Origin of the sequence: Leptospira chreensis, assembly GCF_016919165.1 — a bacterium.
In the GTDB taxonomy this organism is placed as follows: domain Bacteria; phylum Spirochaetota; class Leptospiria; order Leptospirales; family Leptospiraceae; genus Leptospira_A; species Leptospira_A chreensis.
On record NZ_JAFFPS010000053.1, the window covers coordinates 13,677 to 28,053 of the forward strand.

Consider the following 14,377-nt stretch of genomic DNA (forward strand, 5'->3'; position numbering starts at 1 on the left):
TGTTGCCCTATCCTTTGTTTACATATTGCGGCGGTACTGACCTCCCACTTCATACAAGGCATGGGAGATCTGCCCTAAGGACGCCACTTTCACTGTTTCCAGTAACTCGTGAAAGATATTTTCTTTCGCACGAGCGACTTGTTTTAATTTTATGATGGCCTCGTCCGTTTTGGCTCCATTCCGTTTTTGAAACGCCTTCAAATTTCTAATTTGATGTTGTTTCTCCTCATCTGTCGAACGAATGACCTCACCGGGAATGACAGTCGGAGATCCTTTACTGTTTAAGAAAGTATTCACACCGATGATAGAATATTCTCCCGTATGTTTTAAAGTTTCATAATGAAGGGATTCTTCTTGGATTTTATTTCTTTGGTACATCCGCTCCATCGCACCAAGCACGCCACCCCTTTCGGTCAACCGATTGAACTCAGTCAAGATAGCTTCTTCAACAAGGGTTGTGAGTTCTTCGATGATGAAAGCACCTTGTAAGGGATTTTCATTTTTAGCAAGACCTAACTCCCTATTGATGATGAGCTGGATGGCAACAGCCCTGCGAACCGATTCTTCTGTAGGAGTCGTAATCGCTTCATCATAGGCATTGGTGTGAAGGGAATTGCAGTTGTCATAAATTGCATATAACGCTTGCAAAGTGGTCCTGATATCATTAAAATCAATTTCTTGCGAGTGAAGAGAACGACCCGATGTTTGGATATGGTATTTTAACATCTGCGAACGTTCATTCGCACGATATTTGAACTTCATGGCTTTGGCCCAAATCCTACGTGCGACTCGACCGATCACCGAATACTCAGGATCAATTCCATTGGAAAAAAAGAAGGAAAGGTTTGGAGCAAACTCGTTGATGTCCATCCCGCGACTTAAGTAGTACTCTACATAAGTAAATCCATTGGCCAAAGTAAAAGCCACTTGTGTGATCGGGTTGGCGCCAGCTTCTGCAATATGATAACCACTAATGGAAACCGAATAAAAATTACGTACTCCATTTTGGATGAAGTGGTGTTGGATGTCTCCCATCATCTTTAAAGCAAATTCTGTTGAGAAAATACAAGTATTTTGGGCTTGGTCTTCTTTGAGTATGTCCGCCTGCACCGTTCCTCTGACTTGGGAAAGGGCATCCTTTTTTAGATTTTCATATACTTCTTTGTTAAGAACTTCATCACCCGTGACACCAAGGAGCATGAGCCCCAAACCATCGTTAGTTTCCGGTAAAGGTCCATCAAAACTTGGAACCGATTGTCCTTTGGATTCATAGATCTTTTTGATTTTGGACTGAATCTCCTCTGTTTTGCCTTCCGCTCGAATGTAATTTTCGCAAGCTTGATCAATGGCCGCATTTAAGAAAAAAGCAAGAACCATCGGTGCAGGTCCATTGATTGTCATCGATACGGATGTCGAGGGATGACATAGATCAAACCCAGAATATAATTTTTTGGCATCATCGAGTGTGGCAACGTTCACACCTGAGTTTCCAATCTTTCCATAAATATCTGGCCGAACATCGGGATCTTCCCCGTATAACGTCACTGAGTCGAAAGCAGTAGACAATCGTTTGGCAGGCATTCCCGAACTCAAATAATGAAAACGACGATTGGTTCTTTCGGGCCCACCTTCTCCCGCAAACATACGAGTCGGGTCTTCTCCACTTCGTTTGTATGGATACACACCGGCAGTATAAGGAAAAAATCCGGGAAAGTTTTCTTGATATGACCAATGTAAAATATCACCCCAATCCACAAAACGAGGAGTGGCTATTTTGGGAATTTTCAAATGGCTGAGAGAAACAGTATAATTATCTACTTTGATTTCTTTGCCACGAACAAAATAGGAATACTGTTCCTTACGAAAGGATTCTAATTTCTCTAACCATGTATCGAGAATGTTTCGCGAATCGGGAGATAAGCCGTCCCATAACAGTTGGTATTCGGATTCCAAGTCAGCAGTTGGTTTCCCTTTTTTAGAAAGAACGGCAATCGCACCTTTCAGTTGATAGGCGGATCTGGCGGTTTCTGCTTCTTTAGTAATCCATTCCGCATTCCGATCAATTTCTTCTTTGATTTCTGTCAAATACCGAACACGATCAGGAGGAAGGACAACGGATGCCTCTCTTCCAATTTGGTTTTTTAAGTACTTCGATTTCCAATCCAATTGGCACTTTTCAATCACAACACCAATGAGATGAGCATAGAGTTCATCTGTCCCTGCGTCCTGAAACTGAGAGGCAATGGTTCCGAATACAGGCATCACATCAATCGGATCGTTGAATAAATTCCTAGAACGTTGGTATTGTTTTTTCACATCCCGGAGAGCATCGAGGGCCCCACGTTTATCAAACTTGTTGATGGAAATTACATCCGCATAATCGATCATATCGATTTTTTCTAACTGAGTGGCCGCGCCATACTCCGGTGTCATCACGTATAACGAAACATCGGCGACTTCGGTAATTTCCGAATCACTTTGTCCAATACCGGCAGTTTCTACAATGATGAGGTCATACCCAGCTGACTTTAATATTTGAATGGCACCTTTGACACTCCGATTGAGGGCAATGTTTGCTTCTCTTGTCGCAAAGGATCTCATATACACTTTTTCATTAAAAATCGAATTCATACGAATCCGGTCACCAAGGAGTGCGCCACCTGTTTTTCTTTTGGATGGATCTACCGATAGAATGGCAATGGTTTGGTTTGGAAAATCATGTAAATACCGACGAACGAGTTCATCTGTGAGAGAAGACTTACCAGCACCACCAGTTCCCGTGATTCCAAGAACCGGAATGGTTTTTTTAGGAGGAGGAAAATCTAAATTGATGGAGTAATTGGTTTTTTCTTGTAAAAGAGAAAACTCCATCTGAGTGATGGCTTGTCCGAGTGCTAAATAATTTTTATTTTGGATTTGTGACGTCAAATCACCGTTAAATGACAATGGAGTAGGGAAATCAGATTTTTTGACCACATCATTGATCATACCTTGCAAACCAAGAGTTCTTCCTTCGTCAGGAGAATAGATATGAGCCACACCGTATTTATGAAGGACTTCAATTTCCGAAGGAAGGATGGTTCCACCACCACCACCAAACACGCGTATATGACCTGCACCTTCCTTTTTTAGAAGATCAATCATGTACTGGAAATATTCCACATGCCCACCTTGGTAACTGGTGATGGCAATGCCTTGGACATCTTCTTGGATGGCACATTGAACGATTTCTTGGACACTTCGGTTGTGTCCCAAGTGGATCACTTCCACCCCGCTTTGTTGCAAAATCCTCCGCATGATATTGATCGAGGCATCATGTCCATCAAAGAGAGAAGCCGCCGTCACAAAGCGAATTTTGTTTTGGGGGGTGTAAGCAAGGATTTCGGTCGTCATAGAGAACAACGTTCTAAAAAGATTGGTACGGATTCAATTGGAAAATGTGACGGGAATGACATAGCTATTGAAACTATGCCATAATTTTCCCGAACGGTCGAGACTAAAGTATCGATTCCGCCTTTTTCATCAGCTCTCGCACCCGATTTTCGAGAATTTCCGTCAGTTCTTTGGCCGCTTTTTTCTCAAGGCCTGTCGGAAACTCAGATGGAAGGATGGGTTTCCCAATCAGATAACGAATTTTGGTTTTGAAAGCATCTCCCGTGAGGAAGGCTTTGGGTTTGGACATATTGGTCGCCCCCACAATTCCCGAAGGAATGATCGGAACCCCAGCGCGGATGGCCAGTTTTGCAGCCATCGCCCGAAAGGATTGGATCTCTCCGGTTTCTGAACGAGAACCTTCCGGATAGATGGAAAGAAGTTCCCCTTCTTTCATTAGATCCACCATATAGGTTTCCAGTTTTTCGTAGTAGTCCATGGCGGCCCGTTTGTCCATTTCCGAATCCTTGGCGGCATTGCGAATGATGGGCATACTCCCCCAATTGATCAGGTTCTTTTTCACTACGCTTCCAAGAGAATTTAACAAAACTTCAATAATGGGCTTTGTCAAACTGAGGGGTGGGTAGTTGAAAGGAGAGTTTTTGTGATTGATGATGGCCATAATCTCTTCTTGTGGGTGGAAGAGTTCATATTTGCCTAAATAGACAATTTTACGATCCGCATAGGCACCTTGGACAGGAATGTCCAAATAATCCGTATGGTTGGAGATAATGAGAGCCCCACCGGACTCCGGGATATTCTCCGATCCAGTCACTTTGACATCATAAATCAGCTCCAAAAGGTTACGGAGGATGGTTTTGGGAACTTCCCGGGGGATGACAAAGAGACTTTCTAAAATATCAGAGGCGTTTTGGTTTGAATCCATAGAATCATCACATATTTCAAAATAAAACTTTATGAAATCAAGTTGGATTTTCATCTTAGATGGAAATTCCTATGAAAGATCTCTTCCTAGCACAGAACTCCCTTTGGTTCTCCTCCCTACCCCTGGATTCCCTACATATTTGGGATCCAACGCTCGGTGGAGTCTTACAGACAATTTCTACGATCTGCCACTATTTTGGAGGAAGTAGTTTTTTCTTGAGTCTTATCTCTTTTGTTTATATTTACTACCGGCCCAAACTGGCTTTCGAACTTTCTTTGAGTTTGTTGACTTCTGGAATCTCCGTTTACCTTTTTAAGTTTTTTTTAGAAAGCCCAAGACCTTTTCCTTACCCAGAAGCTTTCGATGAAAAAGCATTTGGATTACCCTCAGGGCATGTGTATTCGGCCATAGTCGTCTGGGGATTGTTAGCTTATAGAATCCCCAAACTTTGGTTTCGTATTCTTTCTGCATTTATCATTCTTTTTATGCCATTCTCTCGGATGTATTTGAAAGTTCACTACCTTGGTGATGTTGGTTTGGGATTTGGATTAGGTTTCATTCACTTAATCATTATTATTTGGTTTCTGAATCGATTTTATGCGAAGGATTCAAAACTTACCTTTATCATCACACAAAAATACAGAACCTTGGGCCTTCTTGGGATTGTCCTCACTCTTTCGCCGATTGCATTAGATTCTCCCTTTCTCTCGGAAGAACATCACCATAGTTTAGTCGGATTAATCATGTCCAGTGGAGCCTTGGGAGGTTTTTGGTTAGGAGTTCTTTTTTATCCAAGATTTAGCAAACCTGAGTTTTTAAATTGGTCTCTTCCAAAGTTTAGTTTCTCATTCGGAACCAAAGAATTTCGTATTTTTTGGAATACGGTTCTAGTTCGTTTGTTAGTTTTAGCCATTGTGATCACGTTACTCTATGTCATTCCAGGCAGTCTGATTAAATCATCCATTTGGAAAGATGATTTGTTTTTGAGATACATACGTTACCTGGTTGTGGGATTTGCGCTTGTAGCCATCGTCCCTTTGGTTCTGCAAAAAATCCAAAAAGGAAAGTTTTTGCAAAACTAATACATGCAAAAATTAAAAAAGATATTTCAGATTCTAAAAACAGAACTAACGAAAGAGGGAGTCCTAAAAAACTCCATCTTCGTTAGTAGTTCCAAAGCCGTATCCGCCATTACCAATTTGGTGTTTATGATTTATTCCGTGAATCTGCTTAGCAAAGCAGAGAACGGAAAACTCCAATATTTTTTAGGTTTTTTACCCGTTGTTTTGGCTGTTGCTGAATTTGGGCTTCCGAATGCCCTCATCAAATACATCTCTCCCCTAGCGGAAAAAAAAGAAAATCCTGGTGCCATCCTCAATGCATCCCTTCGGATCAAATTTTATTCCTTTTTGTTTCTTTCGTTAGTTTGTTTTGCCACTTATTTCGTGAGCGATGAAAACTATTTTGTGTTATTACTTTTGTTATTCGGTGGGATTATCATTTCGTTTATTTCCTATTTCGAAAGTCTTTTTGTTTCTTATCGTAAGTACAAATCGCTATCGCTTTGGAACCCATTACCCAACGTAGTTCGGCTTTTGTTGTTATTGTATTTTTCGGAGTCCAGTGTTCATCCACTGACTTACATGGACATACTTGCGATTTTTTGTATCGCTCCTATCTTTGTTTTGTTTTTGTTTTTTTTCTTTTTTGGGAAAGGAGAAATATCTTTTACAGCGGAGTCTTCCGAGATTCGAACGAGCGAAAAAAAACTTTTACTTTTTAATCTTTGGGCCTTTGCCGCATCAATTTGTGCCATCCTTTCTGATCGATTGGAAATTTTCTTTTTGAACCAATTCCATCCCCCTGAAATTGTTGCCGATTACGGAACCGCCTTACAACTATTTAGCGGCTTTATCATCATCCTTGCGACTTTTAATTCCATCATCTTTCCAAAACTAGCAAGACTTGCAGAAACAGAAGAATTTCCTACGGTCTTAAAAAAATCTGTATTTTTGGGGGGAATGATAGCCATTGCCCTAGCCCCTGGAATTTTACTAGCAGAACCCATCTTAACATTGTTATTCGGGACAAAGTATACCAATTCCATTTCTGTATTTAAAATTCTGTATCCGAACTTTTTATTACAATTGGTATTTGCTCCCTTAGGAACGGCCCTATTCGCTCTGGGATTACCGAGGCTCCTCGCGGGTCTTGCGCTACTTCGGTTGTTATTTGGTGCAATTTTTGACTATTGGATCATTCCCGATTGGGGTGCCAATGGAGCTGCGATATCACTCTTTCTCGGTCAGATAGTTTCTTGGTTACTTTTAACCGGTTACTTTATGGCTTACTTTCGGAAGTAACAAACTCATATATTTTTTTGTAGTTTGTCTCCAAAGTTTCCCACTCGCTCGCAGAAACATTGGTTCCGTATAATTTCAAATAGGCATCTTTTACCGACTTCCCTTCGGCAAGAAATTCTTTGAGTTTTAAAATGACCATTTTCAATTGGATGGAATCGTTTTGAATGTCGTAGTCTCGATTGATTTTAGTTCCTGAGGACAGTTCAAATTCCCGAACAAAAATCTCCGACAAGCCGAGAATCCCATAACCCAAAGATTGGTTCGTATGAAAATCCGATCTTGTTTTGGCCCAAGCCAGTAAAAATAGAGAAGGATTAGGTGGATATCCACCTAACAAAGTGCCATCGGGAAATTGTAATTTTTGCGAAAATCGAACCACAGCTCGGGAAAGTTCTTTTTTACGACGAACCGATAAATTTGTTTTTTCCGCTTCCGTGAGATAAGCAAAGATAACGGCTTCCTCTTTGCTATGGTCTGCCTTTTCAAAAAACCGACTCAAATCTTGAGAAAAACGAGTGTCAGCTTCCCTATAAGAAAAAATAACCAACAGAAGAGGGAAAATGAGAAGAAATCCATGTCTGTATTTCAAAAGTATTTTCTTCATCCCTAAAAGTATCGGGATAGTTTCCCTTCTCTTTCTTTCTTTTTTTTCCAGACTTTCTGCTCAGTCCTATTCTGACTCAGTAATGGATGACGACCGCGCCAATCGTAATTTTGGCCGAGTGGTGGTCAAAGATAGAATCCAAAAGATACCGCAAGCTCCCGAAAACAAAGGTTTCGGTGTCCAAACAGAGCTCATCACCGGTGGAAGGTTCCATTCCCAAAAAGGGGGAGTGGATGCGGAAAAAGCCAACCGTTACTATTCACAAGGCAATGTAACAACACCCACTCTCTTTTATTATGCAGGCCAAGGTTGGAATTTGGGAATCCTTCTCGCACCGCGGATCGCCCTCTCCGAAAGCCGAGTCGTCAATAAAGAAGTACGCACCGTTTATGATTCCGAAGCCACCATCCTTCTCTCTAAAGAAATTTCAGGAATCCAGTTGGGACTCGAAGCAGGTCGCGGGTTCAACAGGTTGGACCGGTTTGGATTTTTCTTTGTGGGTATGGCCAATTACGGATCGGTATCCATATCCCATTCTTCTGGTTTTCGCATAACAGGGATTCACTTAAATGCCAAACCAGAATTAGAAAATTGGTCCAGTCCGCCCTGGACAGGATATCGTAGAGAAATTTACGGTGGGATCATTGGTTCCGAAAAAAATCTATTCTGGGAAGAGTTTCGTTTTTTCCATTATGTATATTCTGATCCCAATCACAATACCAATGGACAAATCCAATCCGGCCAAAGGGTTTCAGGGCGGTATTCTTATAGTGGAATGGAATTCCAATCGAGAAAATTTTGGGAAACATGGGCTATGGATCTTGTAGGCATTCGACTTTTGGGAGAATCCAAATCCTCAACCAATCCTTGGTCAGAGGGAAAAACAGCCACTAATTCCTACTTAGGTTATTTTTCTCTGCATTCTCAAGGTGAAAAATTTAGTTTCGCACTCGCGGGACTTGTAACCAAAAAAGATGAGAAAGATCGGTTAGATTCCAATAGCAATGGTTATGCGTCTAGTTTTGCCGAACCAAGAGTCTTAGGTGGGTACTCTTCTTTTTTATTGTATCAATCTTTGGATTTGATCCATTCCCCTCAGTTCCGAGATGTTCCCACAAAAAAAAATCCGAACTTTGAAAACAAAGGAAATCGAATTTATGGGATTCAAATGGGATGGGACTGGTATTCTTTTTTACGTACCGATCTTTTTCTCAATCGATCTGATTCCATTTTGGGAAAGGGCAATGAAGTGATTGGAAAAATTAGTTTTTTATCCAATGATTACGGTAAGTTCTTTGCCCAAATGAGTGCATCTTATACAGTCATGGACCCGCGTAGAACCCGCGTTTGGATTACAGAACCATTCACGGAAGAAGAACCTAAAAAAGAATACCTACGATTTTATGTTTCTTTAGGAATCCAGTTTTAAGACTGCATTAACTTATACCAAGTTTTGAAAAATCGAACTTCATTGCCTTTTTCATTATAAACAATGGAGTCAATATTCATCTTAGCAAGAAAGATTCCCCTTCCACTCACTAAGTTGGCCGCCGGGTTGACTACTGGATTCGGAATTTGGCTGACAGCAAATCCATTTCCTTCGTCTCGAATCACCACAGTAATTCCCACGTCATCCATAGAGATTTCGATAAACACAGACGAATTGTTTTCTGCACAACGAGAATCGACTAACTTAAAATAATCTTCATTGGCTTCCAAACAAGCTTGTTTTTCTGCGTAACTCACACCGGCAACACCATGTTCAATGGCATTGGCAAGTAGTTCATACAAAACTATCTTTATAGAAATCAAATCTTCTTGGGTAGCAATCGGAGAGTTTAAAATTTCTTTTACGATAAAAGCAATATAGGAATTTAACTTTTTGATTTGTGGTCGGATTTTTATTTTACGTTCCGCACTGAACTGAATGATTTCACCGCTATTAAAAAGTAGAGTTAAATCAATATCGGCATTTTCAAACTTTTTAATCCGTGAACGAAGGGCTTCCATTCGGAATGGTTTTAGGAAAAAATCAACAGCACCCATTCTAAAAACATCAATGGCAATTTGAATGTCGCTATCGCCGGTGATTACCAAAAAGGGCGTTTGGTTTCCATCCGCTCTTAGTTTTTGAATGAATTGAATTCCATTTAATTTTGGTAAGCTGATATCAGAAATGATAAGATCAAATGTATTTTGATTAGAGATGGTAAGAGCCTCTTGCCCATCGGATGCAAGAGTGACATTAAATTCATCTTTGAAGTATTCCCAGAACAATTCGCGGATGGTATCTTCGTCATCAACAAAAAGAATTTTCATAGAGTGGAGTCTTAGAGTAAAGGGAACTCCAATCTATAACAATTGTAAATCTATTTTTGAATTTTAATCTTCTAAGTTGTAAGAACGGCCCAATTTATAAGTCAATTGTAACTCTTGTTGTAAGTCCAAAATTTCCCTACGAGTAAAAAAGGCTATCTTTCCACCAGAAAGCTCAAACGCATAATAGGTGGTGTCTTCCGACTGGAGTAGGGATTTCAATTGACCGAGTGATGTGATTCTTGTTCCATTGACTTTTTCTAAAACCAAATCCTGGAATTCTTGGTATCCTAGGTTCCCCTCTAGGGGAAAAACACGACTGAGAATCACAATCTTCTCTCGGACAGGGTGCACCTTCTTTTGGTAGTAGTCAGAAAGATAAACGAGTTTTTTCTCCGACTTCACCCGGTATTCCGAACCAAATTCTTTCAAATAGGCATTGGTAAGTTCAGTGAAGAAAAACCCACCCACAATCAAAAACAAAGGTTTCCTTTTTTTAGCTTCTTCAGGAATTAAAAAGTCATTAGAATCATAAGCACGTAAATCATAACTCACCGATTGATTTTGAAAGTTCCGGTGGAGTTTCAATTGAACCGTTTCTCCTAACTCACGCAAAACACCGTTTGGTTTTCGTAAAATCAAATCATAAACTTTATCTGTCCGGTCCCAATCATCCACCTTGGAAAGTGAGGTTGCATTGACTTCTGTGACCAAATCTCCCGGAAACAAATTGTAAGCGGGGCCAACTCCAGGAATCACTTCAGTGACAAGAAGTGGATTTGTGATTGTTTTAGAATAATATTCTCGTTCGGATGGGGTTAGGTTGATATCAAAAACCAATCCAGGATGAGGAAATGGTTTTCCACCAGTGCGGTAAAAGGTTTCCACATATTCCGTGGGAATTAAAAATTCAGAAATAGTCACACCACATAACAGTTGATTTTTGAAGAAGAAGTCAGACTCTTCCGATGTTTTTTTATCGAGTAAAAAAACTTTGATTGGTGTTTTAGAAAAAGGAAGGAAAACATAACGAGACTTTCCTGTAGGGCAAAGTTTGTTCGATGATTTGGAATCCAAAACCACGGGCGCTGGGAGTTTCGGGATTTCTTTTGCTTCCAAAAGAAGAAATCCTGTTTCTTCGTCATACGATTTGATTCCTAACTTAGGAACCGAATAATCAAAAGATTCAAACTCAGCAAAAACTGGATTTTGTTTAGGAAGTGTGACTCCAAAAAAAAGACCTTTGCCAATATAAATTAAATTTAACTTACGAGAGAACGGTTCTCCCACAAGCCAGGGATTTTGATGGCTTGTTTTTTGGAATGTAATCCTAGATTCAATGACACGTTTGTCTTCAAAGTTTTCTGCACCAAGAGGAAGTAAGGTGGCAAAAATCAGAAAAAATACAAAAGCGGATTTAAAACTCTTCATAATTCGCACCATATCTTTTTTTCACACGTTGGTTCATCTGATAGACAGACTCTGGCCTTAACACGATGGGTAAGTCCATTCCTCGAAACCTAAGGACAACAAATCCTTTTTTCCCATCCTTCCAAATGGTTTTAAATTCATTTAGGTCTTTGGGAACACGGCCGTTAATCGACTCAACCACTTTGTATTTATACTTTTTATATTTTGATGTTTCAGGATCGTTAAATGTATAACTCAGAACAATATCCCGAGTGGTGTAACGGTATAACAAATCTTGGATAAAATAGCTATAGTGGTATTTTAAAGAACTATCCAAGTCTCCATCTTCGGAATGAAAAAAAGATCTGGTGATGGGTTGAAAAACAAATCCCGCCTGTAAAAAATAATCTTCTGTAGAATCTCTGTACAAATCTAAAGCGTAGTTTTTTTGAAGGTTCACTTCGGCATCATATTTTTTACCGGCTCGGTAGTAACTCACAGTCACTTTGGTATTGAGTTGTTTGTTTTCGATCCAATCTATGATGAACTCTTTTTTGCTAGCCGCGGAAATTTCACCATCGTTTGTGAGTGGCAAACTATCCACTGCGGTTACAAAATCTTTTTCTTTTAAAACTTTGGAGAATGTAGAAGAAGGATAAATTCGGTTCACAAAAATTCCCGATTGGTCGGAAGGAACTTTCATGGCTTGTTTCAGGCTTTTAGGATTTCCATTTTGAAAAGTCAATCCAATATTGGGAAACCCGTCATACTTTCCATCCGCAATGTCTTCTAAAAAATGACGAATGATATCGTTCGAAATCAAATACGCAATCCCTTGTTCCAAAGTACTAATTTGAAAAACAAGACCGACCACTTTACCATTTTGAACGGCAGGGCCCCCAGAATTTCCAGGTTGGATATTGGCATTGATTTTTAATACATTCCGATAATCTAACCCCGAATAGGTGTATCTGTTTTTTTCAAATCGAAGAACCGATCCTTTTTCCACGGATAGGCTATCACTTCCATTTGGAAAACCAAGGAGTAATACATCCGATCCCAAATTGGGAACTCCTTCCAAAAAAGACAGTGAGTTTGTTTGTTCTGAAAAGTCAGGATCGTTTACTTGTAATAATGCCAAATCACAATCGTAACCAATGTATTTAACATCTGCTAAATATTCTTTCTTAGTAAAACTACTTTTTACAAGAATTCTTTTGGCATCACGCACCACATGAGCATTTGTCAAAATGGTTTGGTTCGGCAAAACAAGTCCTGATCCAAATCCTATGGATAAATTCTTTTTCATCCATGGTTGGGTTTTGTTTTCGGTATTAAATCCTTCATTCCGAATTAAAACTACAGAACGAAAAATAGATTCTACTGCTGGCTCAGGATCTACTTGAGCGAGGAGTGACTGACTCAATACAAAAAATAGAATGCAGAGTTTAAATAATTTATTCATAATACAAAATGATTTTCTCCCAAAAAGTTTGAGTCTCTGTGATTTTTTTTAGGACAGCATTTCCTAAAACTCGATCCCCAGGTTTTGGATCTTTCCATATAGTATTCGATGATAACAAATCACCGGAAGTGGAAGAAGGCACTCGGATCAAACTGTAAGCAGAATCACGAATGCATGTGATACGAAAAACATAAGATACTGTTTGATCCCAATAAAAACTCTCATCCTTTTCCAAAAACTCTAAAGGACAAGAGGAATCAAAGAAGACTTCTATATTGGCCGGAACATCTTTTCTTCTACGTGGATTTTCAGTAACGGATTTAAAATAAAACAAATTGGGATTCTGAATCGGTTTGTAAGGACTGATTGTTTTTTTTCCCTCTAAAACAACCGGGCCTTGTTTTTTAGAAGGATAGTCTAGATCCGTATCATCTGTATTCAACCGAGGAGATAACTTTGTTTCCCCAACCACAAGCCCTGTTTCAATTTCTAAATATTGTTTTTTTCCAATCCGATGAACAGCCCTTAATCGAAAGGTATCAGGATCTATTTTTTTTGTTTGATTGGATTGGAACCTAATGAGCATGGGATCGGACTCATTTTGGCAACTGAATCGAAAATAGGTAACAGAAGAGATACGAGATGCAGGTTCCAAATGACAATTTCCATCATCCATTGGAAAACTTTGCCTGGAACGAATCTGTTTTTTAATGGATTGAGACGGTTTTCGCTCTTTCCAAGCACTCACCTCTTCTTTTAGCGATTGTAAGGATGGATTTGTTTTTGTGCGCTCCGCAAACAGAAATCCCGTCGCCAAAAGAAACAAAATCAATCCGAAGTATATAGATAACTGCCTAATCATGGAATACCGACTATGGTGATTATCGGCTCCTCTACCCAGCAGAATCAACTGGCATCCCATTGATTTCTTTTCTCATTATGTCTCGAACCGAGGATGAACTTTTTTTTTGGTTTTCAGACTTTCAAAAATTCGAGGGGTGGAAAAGTAATGTAAGAAATAGGAGAATACTTTTTTGAACTGGAACTTTCTTAAAACCGAAATAGAACCTGGTGACTTCCTCATCGATTGTCGTTCCCAATCAGCATATGAAGAAGAAACATTAGATGGTGCCTACTACTATCCATTTATCAAAAAAGCATTTGGATCTGATCCAGAATCTCAAAAGAAATTGTACGGGCCTATGGCCTCCGTCGTTCAAGAATTTCAAAAATCTAAGAAGACACGAATCATCGTTTTCGATGAGGGAATGGGAATGTTCTCCACTCGTATGGTGTATTTACTCCGAGGAATGGGGATCAAAGACGCCTACGTTCTCGGTCAAAAATGGCCTGCTACGGGAACAAAATCAAAAGGTGTGTTGAAAGTAGAACCACCGATCGCTGACAAAGTAAAACCCATTGAAGGTGTCGTAGACAAAGCCTTTATGGAACGAAATCTTACCAAACTTCAAATTTTCGATGCAAGAACCATGGACGAATACGAAGGCCGATTGCCAAGACTCACTGCCCCGGAAGAAGGAACTCTCTGTGGACGTTTGCCTGGAGCCTTCCTTTGGGATTGGAGGAACTTGTATGATGGGGAAGCAAACCTCATCGAACGTTCTCTATTCAAAAAACGTCTGAATGGTTTTCCTTTTATGCCAGAAAGACCCACTGTGATCTACGATTACAACGGGGCTCGGTCTTGTTTGTTAGCCCTCATGCTCCGTGAAGCAGGTTATATCGACATCACTACCTACCAAGGTTCTTGGTTTGAGTGGAGAAAGTCGAGCCTACCCAAACAAGCCGTTGCGGTTTTTGGTGCCAAACAAGGGGCAGCTGCCGCAGCTCCCAGAGTTGGCGGAGTCGATCGCAAGAAAGTTTAAAAAAGGATTTACGAA

General features: G+C 40.0%; 11 protein-coding genes. 4 read left to right on the forward strand and 7 right to left on the reverse strand.

Annotated features, from left to right (window positions below; translation table 11 throughout):
• Positions 1-18: 18 nt before the first annotated feature.
• Complete coding sequence (locus tag JWG41_RS14005) at positions 19-3,393, reverse strand: methylmalonyl-CoA mutase family protein (protein ID WP_205270549.1); 3,375 nt, start codon at positions 3,391-3,393, stop codon at positions 19-21.
• A 103-nt stretch (positions 3,394-3,496) separates the two neighbouring features.
• On the reverse strand, positions 3,497-4,318 hold the full coding sequence (locus JWG41_RS14010) for a lysophospholipid acyltransferase family protein (RefSeq protein ID WP_205270651.1): 822 nt from the start codon (positions 4,316-4,318) through the stop codon (positions 3,497-3,499).
• A gap of 71 nt (positions 4,319-4,389) precedes the next feature.
• Here JWG41_RS14010 and JWG41_RS14015 point away from each other — a divergent pair, with 71 nt between their 5' ends.
• Together JWG41_RS14015 and JWG41_RS14020 are read left to right on the forward strand one after the other, a co-directional pair.
• Entirely contained in the window at positions 4,390-5,400 is a 1,011-nt protein-coding gene (locus tag JWG41_RS14015; RefSeq protein ID WP_205270550.1) for a phosphatase PAP2 family protein, read from the forward strand.
• A gap of 3 nt (positions 5,401-5,403) precedes the next feature.
• Positions 5,404-6,681 carry an oligosaccharide flippase family protein gene (locus JWG41_RS14020; RefSeq protein WP_205270551.1) on the forward strand — a complete coding sequence of 426 codons (1,278 nt, stop codon included), beginning with the start codon at positions 5,404-5,406 and terminating at the stop codon, positions 6,679-6,681.
• Here JWG41_RS14020 and JWG41_RS14025 read toward each other — a convergent pair.
• Positions 6,659-7,285, reverse strand: a complete 627-nt coding sequence (locus JWG41_RS14025; RefSeq protein WP_205270552.1) for a hypothetical protein — start codon at positions 7,283-7,285, stop codon at positions 6,659-6,661. The genes JWG41_RS14020 and JWG41_RS14025 overlap by 23 nt on opposite strands.
• Positions 7,286-7,367: 82 nt before the next feature.
• On the opposite strand from JWG41_RS14025, the gene JWG41_RS14030 reads away from it, so the two are divergent.
• The gene (locus tag JWG41_RS14030) at positions 7,368-8,714 is read left to right on the forward strand and encodes a hypothetical protein (RefSeq protein WP_205270652.1); all 1,347 of its coding nucleotides are present in this window, start codon (positions 7,368-7,370) and stop codon (positions 8,712-8,714) included.
• Here the strand turns inward: JWG41_RS14030 and JWG41_RS14035 are convergent.
• The 4 genes from JWG41_RS14035 to JWG41_RS14050 form a co-directional block, all read right to left on the reverse strand.
• Complete coding sequence (locus JWG41_RS14035) at positions 8,711-9,604, reverse strand: ATP-binding protein (RefSeq protein ID WP_205270553.1); 894 nt, start codon at positions 9,602-9,604, stop codon at positions 8,711-8,713. The genes JWG41_RS14030 and JWG41_RS14035 overlap by 4 nt on opposite strands.
• 63 nt (positions 9,605-9,667) lie before the next feature.
• A complete protein-coding gene (locus JWG41_RS14040; protein WP_205270554.1) occupies positions 9,668-11,032 on the reverse strand; it encodes a PDZ domain-containing protein in 1,365 nt (454 codons plus the stop codon).
• A complete protein-coding gene (locus JWG41_RS14045) occupies positions 11,019-12,476 on the reverse strand; it encodes a S1C family serine protease (protein WP_205270555.1) in 1,458 nt (485 codons plus the stop codon). Before JWG41_RS14045 ends, JWG41_RS14040 begins: the two co-directional genes overlap by 14 nt.
• Positions 12,469-13,338 carry an LIC11113 family protein gene (locus tag JWG41_RS14050; protein ID WP_232374011.1) on the reverse strand — a complete coding sequence of 290 codons (870 nt, stop codon included), beginning with the start codon at positions 13,336-13,338 and terminating at the stop codon, positions 12,469-12,471. Before JWG41_RS14050 ends, JWG41_RS14045 begins: the two co-directional genes overlap by 8 nt.
• Positions 13,339-13,510: 172 nt before the next feature.
• On the opposite strand from JWG41_RS14050, the gene JWG41_RS14055 reads away from it, so the two are divergent.
• The gene (locus JWG41_RS14055; RefSeq protein ID WP_205270556.1) at positions 13,511-14,362 is read left to right on the forward strand and encodes a sulfurtransferase; all 852 of its coding nucleotides are present in this window, start codon (positions 13,511-13,513) and stop codon (positions 14,360-14,362) included.
• The last annotated feature ends 15 nt before the right edge of the window (positions 14,363-14,377 follow it).

Coding starts and splice junctions, on each gene's coding strand:
- JWG41_RS14035 (WP_205270553.1), bottom strand. CDS start 9,604: ATGAAAATTCTTTTTGTTGATGACGAAGATACCATCCGCGAATTGTTC.
- JWG41_RS14020 (WP_205270551.1), top strand. CDS start 5,404: ATGCAAAAATTAAAAAAGATATTTCAGATTCTAAAAACAGAACTAACG.
- JWG41_RS14030 (WP_205270652.1), top strand. CDS start 7,368: ATGGATGACGACCGCGCCAATCGTAATTTTGGCCGAGTGGTGGTCAAA.
- JWG41_RS14010 (WP_205270651.1), bottom strand. CDS start 4,318: ATGGATTCAAACCAAAACGCCTCTGATATTTTAGAAAGTCTCTTTGTC.
- JWG41_RS14045 (WP_205270555.1), bottom strand. CDS start 12,476: ATGAATAAATTATTTAAACTCTGCATTCTATTTTTTGTATTGAGTCAG.
- JWG41_RS14050 (WP_232374011.1), bottom strand. CDS start 13,338: ATGATTAGGCAGTTATCTATATACTTCGGATTGATTTTGTTTCTTTTG.
- JWG41_RS14040 (WP_205270554.1), bottom strand. CDS start 11,032: ATGAAGAGTTTTAAATCCGCTTTTGTATTTTTTCTGATTTTTGCCACC.
- JWG41_RS14025 (WP_205270552.1), bottom strand. CDS start 7,285: ATGAAGAAAATACTTTTGAAATACAGACATGGATTTCTTCTCATTTTC.
- JWG41_RS14005 (WP_205270549.1), bottom strand. CDS start 3,393: ATGACGACCGAAATCCTTGCTTACACCCCCCAAAACAAAATTCGCTTT.
- JWG41_RS14015 (WP_205270550.1), top strand. CDS start 4,390: ATGAAAGATCTCTTCCTAGCACAGAACTCCCTTTGGTTCTCCTCCCTA.